19 protein-coding genes are annotated in these 16,570 nt (G+C 45.1%); 10 read left to right on the forward strand and 9 right to left on the reverse strand.

The genetic code is table 11. The features are described from left to right. Positions 1-350 precede the first annotated feature (350 nt). The gene (gene hpsL / locus QUB26_RS20310; protein WP_333238314.1) at positions 351-2,015 is read left to right on the forward strand and encodes a hormogonium polysaccharide biosynthesis protein HpsL; all 1,665 of its coding nucleotides are present in this window, start codon (positions 351-353) and stop codon (positions 2,013-2,015) included. A gap of 141 nt (positions 2,016-2,156) precedes the next feature. Here the strand turns inward: hpsL and QUB26_RS20315 are convergent, their stop codons facing one another. From QUB26_RS20315 to QUB26_RS20330, 4 genes are all read right to left on the reverse strand, one after another. Further along, positions 2,157-3,533, reverse strand: a complete 1,377-nt coding sequence (locus QUB26_RS20315) for a DPP IV N-terminal domain-containing protein (protein WP_333319417.1) — start codon at positions 3,531-3,533, stop codon at positions 2,157-2,159. 68 nt (positions 3,534-3,601) lie between these two features. Beyond that, complete coding sequence (locus tag QUB26_RS20320; RefSeq protein ID WP_333238310.1) at positions 3,602-4,048, reverse strand: hypothetical protein; 447 nt, start codon at positions 4,046-4,048, stop codon at positions 3,602-3,604. Next, on the reverse strand, positions 4,045-4,917 hold the full coding sequence (locus QUB26_RS20325) for a ParA family protein (RefSeq protein WP_172192852.1): 873 nt from the start codon (positions 4,915-4,917) through the stop codon (positions 4,045-4,047). The genes QUB26_RS20320 and QUB26_RS20325 overlap by 4 nt, the downstream gene beginning before the upstream one ends. Positions 4,918-5,054: 137 nt before the next feature. Beyond that, on the reverse strand, positions 5,055-5,600 hold the full coding sequence (locus tag QUB26_RS20330; RefSeq protein ID WP_333238308.1) for a hypothetical protein: 546 nt from the start codon (positions 5,598-5,600) through the stop codon (positions 5,055-5,057). 173 nt (positions 5,601-5,773) lie between these two features. Here QUB26_RS20330 and QUB26_RS20335 point away from each other — a divergent pair, with 173 nt between their 5' ends. Beyond that, entirely contained in the window at positions 5,774-6,913 is a 1,140-nt protein-coding gene (locus QUB26_RS20335) for a tetratricopeptide repeat protein (RefSeq protein WP_333238306.1), read from the forward strand. Between the two features lie 65 nt (positions 6,914-6,978). Here QUB26_RS20335 and QUB26_RS20340 read toward each other — a convergent pair whose 3' ends face one another. The 3 genes from QUB26_RS20340 to typA form a co-directional block, all read right to left on the reverse strand. Then, positions 6,979-7,245: a Txe/YoeB family addiction module toxin gene (locus QUB26_RS20340; RefSeq protein ID WP_333238304.1), complete on the reverse strand. Its 267-nt coding sequence runs from the start codon at positions 7,243-7,245 to the stop codon at positions 6,979-6,981. Further along, positions 7,245-7,466 carry a hypothetical protein gene (locus tag QUB26_RS20345; protein WP_333238302.1) on the reverse strand — a complete coding sequence of 74 codons (222 nt, stop codon included), beginning with the start codon at positions 7,464-7,466 and terminating at the stop codon, positions 7,245-7,247. Before QUB26_RS20345 ends, QUB26_RS20340 begins: the two co-directional genes overlap by 1 nt. Positions 7,467-7,571: 105 nt before the next feature. Further along, positions 7,572-9,362: a translational GTPase TypA gene (gene typA, locus QUB26_RS20350; RefSeq protein WP_333319420.1), complete on the reverse strand. Its 1,791-nt coding sequence runs from the start codon at positions 9,360-9,362 to the stop codon at positions 7,572-7,574. A 273-nt stretch (positions 9,363-9,635) separates the two neighbouring features. On the opposite strand from typA, the gene QUB26_RS20355 reads away from it, so the two are divergent. From QUB26_RS20355 to QUB26_RS20365, 3 genes are read left to right on the forward strand one after another with little or no spacing between them, the layout of a single operon-like run. Beyond that, positions 9,636-9,980 (forward strand): type II toxin-antitoxin system RelE/ParE family toxin, encoded by a 345-nt coding sequence (locus QUB26_RS20355; protein WP_333293801.1) that lies wholly within the window; start codon positions 9,636-9,638, stop codon positions 9,978-9,980. Next, positions 9,952-10,338 (forward strand): transcriptional regulator, encoded by a 387-nt coding sequence (locus QUB26_RS20360; protein WP_333318085.1) that lies wholly within the window; start codon positions 9,952-9,954, stop codon positions 10,336-10,338. The genes QUB26_RS20355 and QUB26_RS20360 overlap by 29 nt, the downstream gene beginning before the upstream one ends. 58 nt (positions 10,339-10,396) lie before the next feature. Next, a complete protein-coding gene (locus tag QUB26_RS20365; RefSeq protein ID WP_333319422.1) occupies positions 10,397-12,577 on the forward strand; it encodes a pentapeptide repeat-containing protein in 2,181 nt (726 codons plus the stop codon). A gap of 33 nt (positions 12,578-12,610) precedes the next feature. On the opposite strand, the gene QUB26_RS20370 is transcribed toward QUB26_RS20365, so the two are convergent. Then, entirely contained in the window at positions 12,611-13,051 is a 441-nt protein-coding gene (locus tag QUB26_RS20370) for a hypothetical protein (RefSeq protein WP_333319424.1), read from the reverse strand. 236 nt (positions 13,052-13,287) lie between these two features. On the opposite strand from QUB26_RS20370, the gene QUB26_RS20375 reads away from it, so the two are divergent. After that, positions 13,288-13,500: a helix-turn-helix transcriptional regulator gene (locus tag QUB26_RS20375; RefSeq protein ID WP_333319425.1), complete on the forward strand. Its 213-nt coding sequence runs from the start codon at positions 13,288-13,290 to the stop codon at positions 13,498-13,500. A gap of 71 nt (positions 13,501-13,571) precedes the next feature. Further along, entirely contained in the window at positions 13,572-13,796 is a 225-nt protein-coding gene (locus QUB26_RS20380; protein ID WP_333209019.1) for a helix-turn-helix transcriptional regulator, read from the forward strand. A gap of 26 nt (positions 13,797-13,822) precedes the next feature. Here QUB26_RS20380 and QUB26_RS20385 read toward each other — a convergent pair whose 3' ends face one another. Beyond that, entirely contained in the window at positions 13,823-13,966 is a 144-nt protein-coding gene (locus tag QUB26_RS20385; protein ID WP_333319428.1) for a hypothetical protein, read from the reverse strand. A 55-nt stretch (positions 13,967-14,021) separates the two neighbouring features. Here QUB26_RS20385 and QUB26_RS20390 point away from each other — a divergent pair, with 55 nt between their 5' ends. From QUB26_RS20390 to QUB26_RS20400, 3 genes are all read left to right on the forward strand, one after another. Continuing rightward, positions 14,022-14,849: a M15 family metallopeptidase gene (locus QUB26_RS20390; RefSeq protein WP_333319430.1), complete on the forward strand. Its 828-nt coding sequence runs from the start codon at positions 14,022-14,024 to the stop codon at positions 14,847-14,849. Between the two features lie 199 nt (positions 14,850-15,048). Continuing rightward, on the forward strand, positions 15,049-15,627 hold the full coding sequence (coaD, locus tag QUB26_RS20395) for a pantetheine-phosphate adenylyltransferase (protein ID WP_333055440.1): 579 nt from the start codon (positions 15,049-15,051) through the stop codon (positions 15,625-15,627). Next, complete coding sequence (locus tag QUB26_RS20400) at positions 15,510-16,196, forward strand: DivIVA domain-containing protein (RefSeq protein WP_333055439.1); 687 nt, start codon at positions 15,510-15,512, stop codon at positions 16,194-16,196. The genes coaD and QUB26_RS20400 overlap by 118 nt, the downstream gene beginning before the upstream one ends. Positions 16,197-16,570 lie beyond the last annotated feature (374 nt).

Below are 16,570 nucleotides of genomic sequence, written 5' to 3' on the forward strand. Positions count from 1 at the left end.
AGATGCAGCAGTTATATTCTACAAGGTCGCCAGTCTAATTTATGCCCGCGTCACACCGACAATCTCGACCGAGACTTTTTCTTATCTTGACTTTAAGAATAAGTAAGGATAGTCAATTAAATAATTTCCCTTTTTTCTTGTGGGATGGGCCTAAGAGCCCGCCCAGAAAGGACGGGCTCTTAGGCCCATCCCACAACAGTCATGAAAAGTGGATTTTATTTAATTCTCATCCCTAACCATATCTGCCGACCTATTTTTGATTCTCTTCATTCTGCCTTCTACCTTTTACATCAGAGTGCCTTCTACATCAGAGTGCCTTCAGCCTTCTACATAAGTGCCTTTTAGAAATTATGTTGAAAACCAAGCGCAAATCCAAGAAATCCAAACACAAGCACAGCGAAAAAACCACAGCGCTCAGCAAAAAAGAAGTAACTGCACAAAAACGCAAAATTTCCCAAAAGCGCAATGAAGTGGTGCAGGCGATCGCCATAAGCTGCTTAATCACCTTTGCTCTCAGCATTCCCCTGTTTTTCGTAGCCGGCCCTAAGATTGCTATTGGAGGAGGCGCAGCCGCAGCCATCTTGCTGCTTTCCTACAAATACCCCCGTCAAGCTTTGTGGACTTTTCTAATTTACCTGCCTTTCAGTGGTACAATTACCTACGCAATTGGCGGCGGCAATCCTGCATTTCAAGTAGCCAAAGATGCTTTCTACATACCAGCTCTCATCGCCCTAATTCAAAGCTGCAAAAATAAACAGTTGCCCCTGTTCATTCCCAAACAAATGCTTTCTACCTTCAGCATCCTGTTGATGATGGCAATGCTGACTTTAATTTTTGTCAACGGGGAGATGCAGCTCAACCCTAGGGGCGGCGACAAACCAATTCTGCAAGGAATTCTCGGCTTAAAAGTATTGATAGGTTACATACCGCTGATTGCTTGTACCTATTATCTGCTCCGCACTAAGAAGGATTTGGTGTTTTTTAGTCGAATGCACATCGTTTTGGCGATCGTTTGCTGCCTTCTCGGTTTGATTCAGTACCTGTTGCTGCAAAGTGGAAAGTGTGCGGGAACCAGAGGCATGATCGGAGCAGAATTATATAAAGCAACGTTGGAAGCTAGATGTTTTGTCGGCGGTTCCTTGGTGTTCAGTCCAGAAGTCAAGTTTGTCCGCTTGCCGGGAACTTTTGTCGCGCCTTGGCAGTGGGCGTGGTTTTTAATTTCTAATGCTTTTTTAACCTTTGCCTCTGCCTTTTGCGACCCTTCCTTCTGGTGGCGAGTTATCGGTTTATTTGGCATGGCATTAGTATTTGCCAATGCAGTTATTTCCGGTCAAAGAGCTGCTTTAGTTATGGTTCCCGTTGCTACAGCAATCCTGCTAGTTCTCACCGGTCAATTAGTTAATTTAAAACGATTTATTCCCATCGGTGCTGGACTGGCGATTCTGCTGTTTGTCGGTGCAGCTATTAACCCGGGAATTATCGAGCAGCGGTGGGAGAGTTTTGTTAGTCGCTGGAATGCTGCACCGCCCCAGCAGTTTCTCTTTAATCAGTTCGAGCAGAGCAACAATTTTATCATTGATAGACCTCTGGGTAGAGGTGTGGGACGAGCAACTAATTCAACGCGAATATTTGGTGCCACGCAGCTAATTGAAACTTTTCAACCTAAGTTGATATACGAACTCGGTTATCCGGGAATGATTAGTTTTCAGATGATGCTTTTACACTTAGCTTTTCTAACTTTTAGAGCTTACCGATCTGTCAAGGACAAAAGTTTGCGGAGTTACGGAGCTAGTTTTTGGGTGTTTGTTGCATTTATTACGATCAATACTCAATACTATCCGCTGGATGTAGATCCAGTGTCGGTGTATTATTGGGTTTTAGCTGGAGCGATTTTAAAGTTGCCCAAAATTGATAAACAGGTACAGGATGAAAAACAGCAGGAAGTTGAGTCAAATGAATTGCAAGTTCACCAGCCATTAAAGGAGAAAAAAATTCTTTCATCTTCCCCAATTTGAGAATTTTTCTGAGTGTTGAGTTTGGTGGATTTTTTCTTGTTAAGTAACCCGCTTTCGCTGCGGGGGAATGCCAATATAGCCCGCCCTGCTGGGTTTATCTGTGATCAAACCCACCCCTACAGCATATTGTGGCTCTTAAGTTTACTGCGGTTGCCAAACCGGATTGCCAGGATACAAATCTTTGTCGTTTGTCAATTTAGTCAATCCTGAACCGTCCAGATTAATTACATACAACTTGCTTTTTTCGCCTTCGGTTTCATTATATATAAAAGCAATTTGGTTGCTGTCAGAATACCAAGCTAATTCTGAAATTTGTGACGGTTTTAGCCTGGTAGCTAGTTGATTTAGCTGGTTGCCGTCAGCATTGATTGTGTAGAGTTTTTGATTGTTGAACTCTCCGGCGACGAAAGCAATAAATTTGCCATCCGGCGACCACGAAATTTCGTCGTAGTTTCTGGGTTTTTGGGTGAGGTTCTTGGCTGTCCCCCGGTTAATGTCGAGCAGGTAAATATCTTGCTGTTCGCCTGCTGAATCGCCTGGTTTATTGTAATAGTAAGCAATGCGGCTGCTGTCTGGCGACCAAAATAATTTGACGTTGTAAACCTGATGTTGCGGGTTGTTTGTCAAATTTTTGAGGTTGGTTCCATCGGCATTAATGGTGTAAATTTGCTGTTTCGGATAAGCGCCGAACAGGAAAGCTATTTTTGTGCGATCGGGCGACCAAACAAGTTGACTGCCGCCAGATATATATTCGCCGGGACTTTTAGTTAGTTTGGTCATTCCCGAACCGTCGGCATTCATTTTGTAAATATTTTTATCCTTGACAAATGCTACCTGCTGGCCGTCCGGCGAAAGGTAAAATTGTGATGAAATTTCTGTTTTAGGCGGATATCCTCCTACTTCCAAATTCCTAACTAATTTAGTTCCTTGGATGCCAGAAGTGTCGCTTGTATAAAGTGATTGACTGCCGGGAGTATCAGAGGTAAAACCGTTGCAATAACGGGCAAAAAGAAGTTTCTGGCTGTTGGAAAACCAAGCTATTTCAAAATTAGGTGCTTTGCAACCACCCTCAGCAAACTGTTTAGTTAGTCGAGAACCGTCAGCATTGACTGTATAGATGTCGCTGTATCCGCCAACGAAAGCCAGTCGCTTGCCGTTGGGCGACCACACTAGGGGAGGGCTAACATCTATATTGGGTGTAAGTTCGCGGCGACCGGAACTGGTAGCATTGAGGGCAAATAAACTGTTTCTGGGCTCGCTGCCCCGCATCTGGAGGGCGGTAAACGCTAGTATCCTTGGTTTTTGGGCTGCGGTTGGGGGAGGGCTGTGAAGGCTCAAAAACAAGCTGATTAAGAGTGTTAGGGAGATGAGGGCGATCGAACTTATCGGCCATAATTTATGGAAGGTGAAAAGTTGCATAATTTGCAACAAGCTTTTCAGGGGCGGCCAAGATTCCCAACCCCTACTCCCCACACTCAACTGAAAATCTTGTGGAACAAGCTTTTGTGGAACGGGCATCTTGCCTGTTCCATATCGCAGAGGGAAATGCAAGTTAAAACGCATTTTATCGATTCCTCTGCTAATTTTCAAAGTGTTTGTCGGTCTATATGCCGCGACAGCCTCAAACTCTGTTTAATTCTGCCAATAATTAGCTCAAACATTTTTTTGCGGGACGGATTCTTGCTGCTGGGTGGCATCCCTAACTCGCAACACATTAAGTTCAAGTCAGTTGCACTCATTGCCAACAACTTTTGCCTCACCTCTTCTTCATTACCCTTCTTAGCTTGTAAACGAAGTTCTTCATAAACTTCTAGAACATTGGTCGCCGATAAATTAGCAGGTTTATTAACATCAGCACCCCTAGGGATATCCGAAGCTTTTGAGCCAGCAGAAATCACACCCCGTTTGACTTGAGTCTCAAGCCGGGTTAATTTTCGAGCAACGTCCCGCAAGATTTCCTTAAGTTCGCCAATTTCCTCAACCAACCCCCCGCTTTCTTGTTCGGAAGCAGCCAAACTTTCTTTTTTACTCATTTCAGATACTCCTCACACTCGCGCCATAGTTTTTCAAATTCTCTAACTAATTCTCGCGGCAGTTCTCCCTCATTAATCGCCCGTTTTAGCCCGACGCTTTCCCGAATCGTCGATTCTAAAAATCTAACTTCTATGTTATTATCTTTTGATATCTCATCGCAAAGTCTCTTTACTTCTCTCATGTAAAACTGAACTTCATTTGTCAGCAATCCTCCATAGGTTTTAGCTTTATTCATAAAGACTGCTATCTTGGGAAACGGATAAGGCTCAATCCGTTTCTGAAGCGAGTTTAAAACTAAACTTAATCCCCTAGAACCAAAATAATCGGGATTGACGGGAATCAATATTAAGTCGCAGCAAGAGAGTACGCTGTAGGTGAGGAGACTGAAGGAAGGCGAACAGTCAAAAAGCATTAAGTCGTATTTGGGGAGATTGGCAGAGTTGGCGATTTTACCGATGAATCGGCGGATGAAGTCTTTAACACTTTTTCCCTCAAAGCCATCGATATCCAACCAATACAATTCTTCAACTGAAGGGACAAAATGCAACTGTTCGTCAATCTGATAAATGGTGTCGAAACCAACGGGAAATTTAAAATTCTGTCCGGCTTTTTTAAAGACTTCTAGAGCGTCGTAAATTGTAAGTCTATGCTTGAGAGATTGTTCGTACCACTTACCAAACTTATCATCTAAATGACCTGTGTTTTCGTTAAGTCCGATCGCCTCTGTGAGCGACATTTGCGGATCTAAGTCTAACATCAAGACTTCTAAGTCGGTTCCTTGGGATATAATATTTCCCAGACTCCAAGTGACGGTAGTCTTCCCGACACCGCCTTTGAAGTTGATTACGGCTATTGATTTAGGACTCATGGCTGGCTTTGTTTGGATTTTGCTCAATTTTTTATTAAAACATAACGATCGCCCAATTAGCGTTTGCTAAGTATTATTACTCGAATAATGGCGATCGCCTACTCAAGGCGATCGCCAGATTAACAGCGAGTCTCTTTTTAGAAAAGAACGTCAGGAAACTTGAAAACGTGACTAGCAATATTCCGCACCTTTGCTAATGGAACAGGTAATCCAGTTACACTGTAGCCTCGATTTGGTACTACTTTCTGCGAGAGTTCTGGCTGTTGCTGCAAAACTAACAACCTGAATTTACCCGGTTCGACGACCAATATCTCCTGTTGAGGAATGAAAAATATCCAGAGATCGGCTTTAGAAGTCAATCCCCAACAGGGACGGTTGCGATCGTCAAAAGTTTCAAAAAACAAGTTTCCAGTTTGCTTGGCTTTTATATCAGTCTTGTACTCAGCAGTTGCAGTTGAACCGTTTGGGCGAATTAGTACGCGGTCAATACCTGCTTTCTGATACTGCGGCAAATCTGAGACATCCTCAATGCGATAGCCATGAATCTGCAACCACTGATCTACGATCGCCTCTCCTGCTTTTCCTACTTTCTTTTGAGTTTGGAAGTCGTATTCCTGTTTTTGGGAAAGCGGGGGTAGTGGCTGGGAGAATTTGGCTTCGTTGTGCTGATTATTGTTGTACATGATTAATTCCGTCAGCTAAGTTTTGAGTAGTGAATCACTACATCCCTAGCTTCGAGGGTTGGTGTCTGAGATTGTGACCGAGTAAACTATCGGATGTGTCTGACTTTCTGTCTGAGTTTGTGCCTGACTTTCCTTCGTTCAGTTACAATAGCCATAAGTGTTGGAGTCAGGCTATGGCGAAAAGAGGAATAAAGGCATCTCCAGAAGGCATCGAAAAGGCCGAACAAGCTTTAGTCAGAAATAGTTTAAATAAGAAGGCTTTAGCGCGAGAGTTAGGAATAGTTCGCTCAACTGTTAGTCGTTTTTTTAAACCTGTACCAGTTGAGCGCTTAAATTTTGAAGAGATTTGTACAAGGCTAGGGCTAGATTGGAGAGATATTATTGCTAATCCGCTCACTGAAACTGAGACAGAGGAAAAAGAACAGAGTAACCCTCATTTTCAAGATTCTGAACCTGAGCAAATTGAGGAAGTGCTGGACAACTTTTGTGACGAGGTTGTGGTCGAGAGGGTGCGATCGCACTCTCCGCTCTGTGCTGAGGATTACGATAAACTGGGAATAAACAAGGCTAAGGAAAGAGATTTTGAGGGAGCAATTGAAAATTTCTGTCGAGCAATTAAGCTCAATCCTGATTATGCAAATGCCTACAATAACCGGGCTCTTATTCGTGCTGAACTAGGGGACTATCCAGGAGCAATTGAAGATTACACAGAGGCGATATTGCTCAATCCTAAGTGTTCAGATTTTCACAGAAACCGCGGTATTATTTCTTGTGAATTAGGTGATCACCGAGGAGCACAGGCAGATCACAGCCGAGCAATTCAACTAAATCCTAACAATGATCAAGCCTACAATAGCCGAGGTTTTGCTCGTTTACAAATGGGGGATGTGCCAGGGGCACTTAAAGATTTCACCCAAGCAATTGAACTAAATCCTGATTATGCCCTTGCTTGGAATAATAGAGGTGATGTCTACTTCTTGGAACTAGACGATCTGCAAAAAGCACTTGATGATTACACCCAGTCAGCTTGGCTGAACCCCCATAATGAAAAAACCTTCTACAACATGGGGGTTATTCACTTTAGGTTGGGGGAAAAAAAGAAAGCGTTTGAGGATTACACTCAGGCAATTCAGCTTGAAGGGAAATTTGCTGAAGCTTATCACAACCGAGGCATTGTCTACGGTCAGTTGGGAAATTACGAAAAAGCAGCTCTGGATCTTCACCACGCTAAAAATTTATATCATGTACAGGAAAAAGAAGAAAATTATCAAGAGGTACTTGATCTAATAGAAGAACTTCAGGAAGAATATTGAGAGCGATCGCATTTAGTAAAGGGATAAAAAGAGCGATCGCTACATTGCTTAAAGCTTCAAATATACTATTCACTGTAATGATTCTTACAAGCTGCGATCGCAATTTCTTCATCGGTAGCTTGGTAAACCAAACGATGTTCGTTATCAATGCGCCTGGACCAAAAACCACTTAACTCGTATTTCAGAGGTTCAGGTTTGCCCAATCCTTCAAAGGGCGATCGATCTATATCTTTAATCAATTCTACAATTTTGCGATAAATCTTTTTGTCTAATTTTGCCCATTCATTAAAATCTGCAAAAGCCGAAGATTCAAAAATAATTCTTCTACTCATTACAAATCCTGTAAATCGACTTCAACTAAATTTTGTCTGTCTTTAACATTTTCAATAGCTTTCAACAGTTTGGTTTTATTGACTTCCGATTTCAAAAGATATTCGGTTTCATCGCATTCTGAGACAATTATTTCAATCTCTTTATCTCCAAAAATCGCTTTAATTTGTTCTAAAAAGTTACGATCTAGTTCACTGGCTTTTAAACGATAAACTGTTGACATCGTTTTTACCTATTTTTGATTTCTATAAAAATTAATATTGTCTTTAAATACAGTAGTTTGAAGTTGACACTAAGGGCTAGCAATTTTGCCAGCCCTTAATTTGTTTTAGCGTTTGACCAACTTCTTAGAAACCTTCCGCAAGCGAATTGATTGTGGTGTTACTTCCACCAATTCATCCTGGCCGATGTACTCCAAAGCACGTTCCAAACTCATATCGACTGGTGCTTGCAATTGCGCCAATTCTTCACCGCCAGATGCGCGGTGGTTTGTCAACTGCTTCGACTTGCAAATATTCAGCTCCATGTCGTCATCTCGGTTGTTTTCTCCGATAATCATCCCTCTGTAAACCTTGGTTCCGGGGGTGATGAAAAATACGCCGCGGTCTTCAGCATTTTTCAGTGAATAAGTAGTTGCAACTCCTTCTTCAAAGGAAATCAATACTCCGTTGCGACGGGCGACAATTTCTCCACCGAGGGGGCGATAGTCGAGGAAGCTGTGGTTCATAATTCCAGCGCCGCGAGTCAAGCGCATGAACTCGCCTCGGAATCCAATCAAACCGCGAGCGGGGACTGAAAATTCGATTTGGGTGCGACCGGTGCTGCTGACGTGCATATCTTGCATTTCTGCTTTCCGCTGACCGAGGCGTTCTATGCAGCCGCCGACTGCTTCTTCGGGTACGTCTAACACCAAACATTCAAAGGGTTCGCAGGGACGACCGCCGACTTCGCGGAAGATTACTTGGGGCTGGGATACTTGGAATTCGTATCCTTCGCGACGCATATTTTCGATCAGGATTCCGAGGTGGAGTTCGCCGCGACCCGATACGAGGAATTTGTCGGGAGATTCGGTTTCTTCGACGCGCAAGGCGACGTTGGTTTGGAGTTCTCGCATTAGCCGATCGCGAATTTGACGCGATGTTACCAAACTACCTTCTTGACCGCAGAACGGCGAATCGTTCACAGAGAAAGTCATCTGCAAAGTCGGTTCGTCTACCTTGATTAAAGGCAGCGCTTGCGGGTCGTTGGGGCAGGTAATTGTCTCGCCAATATACGCATCAGCAAAACCGGCAACGGCGACAAGATTACCAGCAGAAGATTCTGGGATATCAATCCGCTTCAGGCCTTCAAAGCCCATCAATTTGGTAATTTTTGATTTGACAAGCGCGCCGCTTTCTGTGATTAAGACTGCTTGTTGGCCGATTCTAATCGTGCCGTTGTGGATGCGGCCGATGACAATGCGACCGACGTATTCTGAGTAATCTAAGGTGGTTACTTGCAGTTGCAGCGGTTTGTTGGGGTCGCCTACGGGGGGCGGTACGTGGTCGAGGATTTCTTCAAACAGGGGCTTCATATCTACCCCTTCGTCTTCGAGGTGTTTTTTGGCGTAACCGCTTAAGCCGGAACCGAAGAGGTAGGGAAATTCGCACTGATCGTCGTCAGCACCTAGTTCGAGGAACAGATCCAAAACTTTATCGACGGCTTTGTGGGGGTCTGCTCGCTCGCGATCGATCTTATTCACAAAGACGATCGGGCGCAGTCCTTTTTCTAGAGCTTTTTTGAGCACGAACCGGGTTTGTGGCATCGGGCCTTCGTTGGCGTCTACGATCAGCAGACAGCCGTCAACCATGCCGAGAACTCGTTCGACTTCTCCGCCGAAGTCCGCGTGTCCGGGGGTATCGACGATGTTGATCAGGGTTTCTCCGTACCTGACGGCGGTGTTTTTGGAAAGAATGGTAATGCCACGTTCGCGCTCGATGTCGTTGGAGTCCATGACGCAATCTGGGATTTCTTCCCCTTCGCGGAAGATCCCGGACTGTCTGAGGAGAGCGTCCACAAGGGTGGTTTTGCCGTGATCGACGTGAGCAATGATGGCGACGTTGCGAATGGGAAGACTCATAATGCGTCTGGAACGTTAAACGGATCTAACTAAAGATTTCTTAATAATTGTAGCGCATGAAGTCAAGGGCCGATCGAGCGCGGCTGTAAGATTGGAGTGCGATCGTCGCTAAAATCAAGATTATGGAAGCGCAACAAGCGTGAAATTGAGCGTTACACCACGCCTGACGGCAGAGTTTTTTTCGATCGGTGATCTTGAGTTAGCCCAGGTGAAGAAGCTTGGATACGGGGCGATCGCCGATATTAATATGAGGGTGCAAGTTCGATCGACTTTATGGAAGTACAACCGAGGGAAATTCAGCGTTATATCAGACAAAATGGCACAGTTCCCTTTGCAGAATGGTTTACAACCCTGCGGGATGTTAACGCTAAAATTAGGATTGATAAAAGGCTTCAGCGGGTTAGCGGTGGCAACTTAGGAGACTATCGCTCAGTTGGCGCAGGAGTCTGGGAATTAAGGATTGACTATGGCCCGGGCTACCGAATCTACTTTGGACAAGCGGGATCTACGATTGTTCTTATCCTGTGCGGTGGAGATAAAAGCACTCAAGACCAAGACATTGTTAAAGCTCAGGAATACTGGAGAGATTATGAAAGACGCCAAAGTGCCGACGAGTGATAGTTATCATTCTTTTAAAATTTCCAATTTCAAAGACCCAAATTATGCTGCTGCTTACCTCTCACTGATCTTTGAAGAAGAGGAAGAAGGCGATTTAGAGATGGGAATAATGCGAAAATCGCTTCGAGATGTATTTGAGGCTCTGGGCGAACCAATTATGTCTGATGAGGAGGCCTCATTGCATCTGGAAAAATTAGATGTTTTGTTGTCGGGAGAAGGAAGTGCGACAATTTATGCTTTGGCAAGTTGGCTGAATGCTCTGGGATTGAAGTTAACTGTTGCGGTTGATGAAGGGGATAAAGGGGAAGAGGAAGATTCTGTTGGCGCTGCTGAGTTGGCGGAAGTTGGTAATGTTTGATGACTCGCCCATTTCCCAAACATGGCTTTTTAAGTTTTTTTGATTTGAGGGGAGCACTATGTCAGAAACCGAACTAGATTTAGGATCAATAGCCACGAGAGTATTGCAGCTTGAAGAAGAGCAAGTTATTCTGAAAAAATATCTAGCCAAACTTAAGCGCCAGTTAGAGGCACAGGAACAGCGATTTAACGATCGCCCGGAGCCGCAAATGCTAGAAAGTTTGACTGCTGAAATTGCGTCCCTGCAACAGCCGTGTGATTTGGGAAATGGCGATATGTCTGTCATTGCCGATCGACCGATCGAGCTTGACACCGAGACACAAAAGCCAAAGTCAGACTTTCAGTATCAGTTAGTATGCGATCGTCCCAACAGTCGTGCTGTCTTGATGGAAGCTTTATCACTAGCTCAAGAGCGGCTGATTATTGTTTGCCCTTGGCTCAATTGTAACAGCCTTAATGATGAATTGCTGCAAAAATTTAGGGATTGCTTGAACCGAGGGTGTTTAATAAATATTGGGTGGGGTTATCTGGGAGACAGGCAAAAAATCGGCCAGGGATGGCGCTACAATGCTTTGGCAGATTTGCAAGAATTAGCCAGCGAATATCCCGATAAATTTTGTCTCTCTTTATTGGGAACTCACGAAAACTTTTTAGTCTGTGATTCTAGTTTTGCCATGTTGGGTAGTCATAATTTGCTGACTAACAACGACCAAAGTGCAGAAAAAGAAGTGGGAATTCGCACGACTGACTGCCAAATTGTCAAGCAATTAATTGAGCGATTTGAAAGCAGCGAGGTATTAAATGAGGAGGAGATAGAAAGGCGGTTTGTAGCGAGTTCGGATTACTTGGATAGAGCGGATTATGTGGAAGGATTAGCGGTGGATGCTGAAGATATTGCTTTAGAGGATAGCTGTGAGGATGTGGAGGATGAGTCTGAGGAATGTCGAGAACCTGTTGTTAGTGTTGAGGAGTTTTGGCAGCGTTACAGTGAGGGAGAAAGAGATTTTACTGGAATTAATTTAGCGGCTGCTGATTTCAGGGGTAAACGTCTAGATTCTGGTGTTAATTTGAGTAATGCTAATCTGAATAAAGCTAATTTGATTGGTACAACTTGGCAGGCTGTAAATCTTAGTGGGGCAATTTTGAAGGGAGCAGATATGAGGGATGCACGTTTTGATGGCACAAATTTTAGTCAGGCTAATTTATCAATGACGAATCTCTCGAATACAAATTTATCCCGCACCAATCTGCATCAGGCCAACTTAGTCAAAGCCAACCTTTCTCAGGCTAATTTATCCAGTACCAATCTGCATCAAGCCAACTTGGTAAGTGCCAACTTTTCTCAGGCTAATTTATCCAGTGCCAATCTGCATCAGGCAAATTTAATCAATGCCAACCTCGCTCAGGCTAATTTACAATCTACTAAACTAGAAAAAGCCAAATTAAGCAAAGCCAGCTTAAGATTAGCTCACGTAGAATCGGCAAATTTTAGTGAAGCCGATTTGAACGGTGCAAACCTCAGCGGTGCTAAAATCAATCAACAAACAAAATTCACAACTGCAAATCTCGCTGAAGCTAACTTAAGCGGGCTATACTTGAGGAAAGTAGACCTTAAAAATGCTGATTTGACAAATGCAAATCTGAGTAATTCTAACCTTTTAGAAGCCAACCTAGATCGAGCAAATCTCAAAGGAGTTCAACTTCAAGGAGCTATTTACAGTGAAGCAACTTTATTTCCTACTGATTTCGATCCCGTGAAAGCGGGCGCTTACTTAATTGCTCCTTATGTATCGCTGCAAAATGCCGAGCTAACTGGTAGGGACTTGAGCAGTGTTAACTTGATGGGAGCCAATTTACAAGGTGCTAATTTGATTTCGGCACAATTGAATAATTCCAATTTGAGAGATGCGAATTTGAGTGGGGCAAAACTTCAGGGAGCAATACTGGATAGCACAAATTTGAGCAGGGCTAATTTAAGACAAGTTAACTTGAACGATGCAAGATTAGTTAGTGCTGATCTAACTACAGCAGACTTAACCGAAGCTGATTTGCGTCAAGCTGAATTAAACAGTGCAAAACTGCGTGGTGCTGACCTAATTTCAGCAGACATCCGCGCGGCAAAGTTAAGTTTTGCCGACTTATCGGGCGCTAACTTAACAAATGCAAAAATAGGGGGAGCGGGCTTTCAAAATGCTATACTCACTGGTGCAATTATGCCAGATGGATCTATTCACGAATAAAATAAGTTAAGGAATTTGCTAAACAAACTCTACTCAAAAAGCCTCAATAAACTCTTTCACCACACAATAAATATTCCGCAGCAACTGCACCTGCAATTGTGACAACCCGTGCTTAATCTTACCTACCAACTTACCCCAGTTGTAGAGTTCTTCCACACCGCGAGACTGCCGAAATTTCCCCTCGTAAAAATCTACCCAAAATATCGGTGCTTGATGTTGGCTGCTTCTCCAGCGTTTCCGCCACCGAATGCAATCTTGCAGCGTCGGCGGTTCGACTCCTAAAATTGGTGGCATATCTCCGTAGCTGACAAACCGACTAATCCCAACTCCCACAACGTGGATGACGTAAGCCCAGCAGCGAATGTCCCGAATCTGTTCTGGCTTGACTTTCAAGACTTTGGCAACTGCTTCTTTGGTTACAAAGCGAGAGAGTGGATTTATTTGCTTGGCTTCTGAGTTTTGTTTTGGTATCATGGTTGGTGACTTGGTGACTCCGACTTGTTTGGGGTGACTGCGACTTGTTTGGGGTGAATCCGACTTGATTTTGGGTGAATCCTACCTTTTGTTGGTGAATCCTACTTTTTGTTGGTGAATGCCAAATTGTCGGTCATTTGAATAAATAGCTGTTCGCTCTTCAGTTTTCGAGGCCGGGGGGCGATCGCTATTTATGATGTAAATATTTTAAGGCCAATACTGGCCTGTAGTCAAGAATGGGATTGATTAAGTTGCGGATTCGAGAGCTGGCTGCCGAGAAGGGTTGGACTTTGACAGAGGTTTCTGAGCGATCGGGAGTTCACTACAGCACGCTTAAGAATTATGCTCGTTCGCCCGGGTTAGCAACGGTTGACGTTACTCATTTGCAAAAATTAGCTCGAACTTTTGACCTGTTGATTGAAGATTTGTTTGAGGTTGTGGAAGATTAGGCGTCGGGAGTGCGGTGGCGCTGGTCGGCGCTTGATATCTCATATATAGTGTGAGGTGAGATTTCACCCTCATGTCAAGAGGCGAATTAATAAAATTGCGAATTAGAGAGTTGGCGGCTAGGGAAGGTTGGACGCTCAAAGAAGTAGCCGATCGCTCCGGCGTATCCTACAATACTGTTAAAAGTTATGCCCGATCGCCCGGTATGGCAATGGCTGACATCGGTGCTCTGCTAAAATTGGCCCGGACGTTTGATGTGTCGATCGAAGAATTGTTGGATTTTGTCGAACAACAGTAACAAATTACACTTAAAATAAACCAGCGCTACCAACGCCAACCAGTGCGACATCGCAGGGACGATCGACTGTGGGCCCAAGCAACAGATGCGAGAGTTGGCGGATGGGACGGGGCGAGGTCAGAAAGAGATGATATATTCTCAGCGGCAATTGTAGCTGTTCGATCGCCCATATCGATCTACAATTTGTAACGTTGAGCCTTATTGAAGTGCAGGAGTGGAGCTGGCTTGGATAACGCTAGTCTGTCAAGAAAACCCCCGCAAGCCTCGGAGCTTGTCGCCGACGAAATTCCAGAAGCAGTGCGAGATCACCCATACCCAGAAGCAGGGCAGAGTCAGTCTAAGAAAAAAGGGCTGATTTGGAAACTGCTAGGGTTGGCCGCCTTAGCCTTTGGGGTCAGCATCTGGCTGCACCTCAACTTTAACTTGTTCCCAGCCACCAGTCAGGCAGAGCAAACTCAACAAGACTCAGCGCCCACCAGTTCCGCGTCTCCGTCTGTCCCGAGTCCAGCTACCACCCCAAAAGTCCCCGCACTCCCAGAAAACCTGCTGGGACACTTGCCGTACCCAGAAGCACCAGCCAAAGACTTGGTAAGCGTCACCTCCGACGGTAGCGTCAAACTCCGCTCCTCAGCAGCAGCAAAATATCAGGAAATGGTCAACGCCGCCGCAGCATCAGGCATCTATTTCGCTCCCATATCCGGCTTTCGCTCGCTGCAAGACCAACAGCACGTATTTTTTGATGTGAAAGCCGAACGCAGGCAAAACGCCAGCAAGCGAGCCGAAGTCAGCGCCCCTCCAGGTTACAGCGAACACCACACCGGTTATGCGATCGACATCGGCGACGGCACCGCCCCGGAACACAACCTCAGCCCCAGTTTTGAAAATACCGAAGCATTCAAGTGGTTAGAAGCCAACGCCGTCGCCTTCAGCTTTGAAATGTCCTTCCCCAGAAACAATCGCCAAGGCGTCAGTTACGAGCCTTGGCACTGGCGGTTTGTGGGCGACAAGCAAAGCCTCGAAACTTTCTACAAAGCTCATTCCATGAAAAAGTAGATGTCAGTTGACAGTTGTCAGTTGACAGTTGTCAGTTGACAGTTGACAGTTGTCAGAAGGAAGGCACTACACGGATTAACACGGATACAAGGATAATAGACTCTCCCACTCTCCCACTCTCCCACTCTCCCACTCTCCCACTCTCCCACTCCCCCACTCCCCCACTCCCCCACTCCCCCCACTCGGTTGAGCCAAACTCGTGATTGCAATCTATCCAGGCAGCTTTGACCCCATTACCTTCGGTCACGCAGACATTATCGAGCGGGGATCTAAACTATTCGATCGGGTAATTGTTACCGTAGTCAGAAACCCCAGCAAAACCCCTCTGTTCACCGTAGAGGAACGGATCGAGCAGATCCGGCGCTCTACCCAACACTTGCCAAATGTAGAAGTAGACAGTTTTGAGGGTTTGACAGTAAACTATGCTAAGATTCGACAAGCCAAAGTGCTGCTGCGGGGGCTCCGGGTATTAACAGATTTTGAAATGGAACTCCAGATGGCCCACACCAATAAAACCCTTCTGGGTGAAATTGAAACAGTTTTTTTGGCAACTTCTAACGAGTACAGCTTTTTAAGTAGTAGTGTAGTTAAAGAAATAGCCAAGTTTGGTGGCTCCGTAGATCATCTTGTTCCGAAACACGTCGCCCTAGATATTTACAAATGTTACGCCAGCAGGAACCAACTCGCATCGAACCCGACATTACCGGACGCGGCACTGAGAACGAATCACCTCAGAACACAGCCACCTTCGGAGATCCCACCCGAACCGCAGGAGTAGACATCCAGCGGGAATTGAATCGGCTTGAGGAAATTGTTCTCGACAGCCCGCGAATTCCTATGACCAGACGCACTCTGGTGGATGAAGAACAGTTGCTCGATCAGTTAGACTTGGTGAGGCTAAATTTGCCGATCGCCTTTCAGGAAGCCGAGACGATCATCCGGCACAAGGACGACTTGCTTCAAGAGGCGGAACTTTACGCTCAGGAAGTGATAGAAGCAGCAGAACAAAGAGCGGCAGAAATTTTAAACGATATGGGACTGCTCCAGCAGGCGAAGATAGAGGCTGATCAGTTGCGGCAGCAAGTTTTGCTCGACTGCGAGGCAATTCAGCAGGCCACGCTGGCGGAAGTCGAACAAATTCGCTACCAGGCTCAAGAGGAATTGGAAGAGATGAGAGTTAGGGCGATGGCTGAATGCGAGGAAATTCAAAACGGAGCCGATGATTATGCCGACCAAGTGCTCGATAATATCGAGCATAAGTTGAGCGATATGCTGCGCGTGATCCGCAACGGGCGCGATCAGTTGGATAGTGTTTCTGCATCGCACATCCACCACAACAACGGTTAGCCCACAGTGAACTCATTGCTTGAACATTTCTAAAAGTCTACCTAATTTAGGTAGATTTTTTTTCGCAGTAGATTTTTTTTCGCAATAGTCTCTATAGCAATCCTCGCATAATTTGTGAATTTCTTACTCCCTCCCCGAAACCGCGGGGAGGGTTGGGATGGGGTAAAAAATTTACGACTCTTTTAGGATTGCTATATAGCACTCCTCGCATCATTTGCATAATTATTGTAGGGGCAATCCCACGCCCGGTTGCCCGATAGATAGGGGGTAGGCACTCTTAGGAATGAGAATTAAATAACTTCCACTCTTGAAAGTGGGATGGGCGGGACGCCCGTCCGTTTTGGACGGGCGTCCCGCCCATCCCACAATAACAA

The organism is Microcoleus sp. B4-C1 (genome assembly GCF_036705285.1).
Taxonomy (GTDB): domain Bacteria; phylum Cyanobacteriota; class Cyanobacteriia; order Cyanobacteriales; family Microcoleaceae; genus Microcoleus.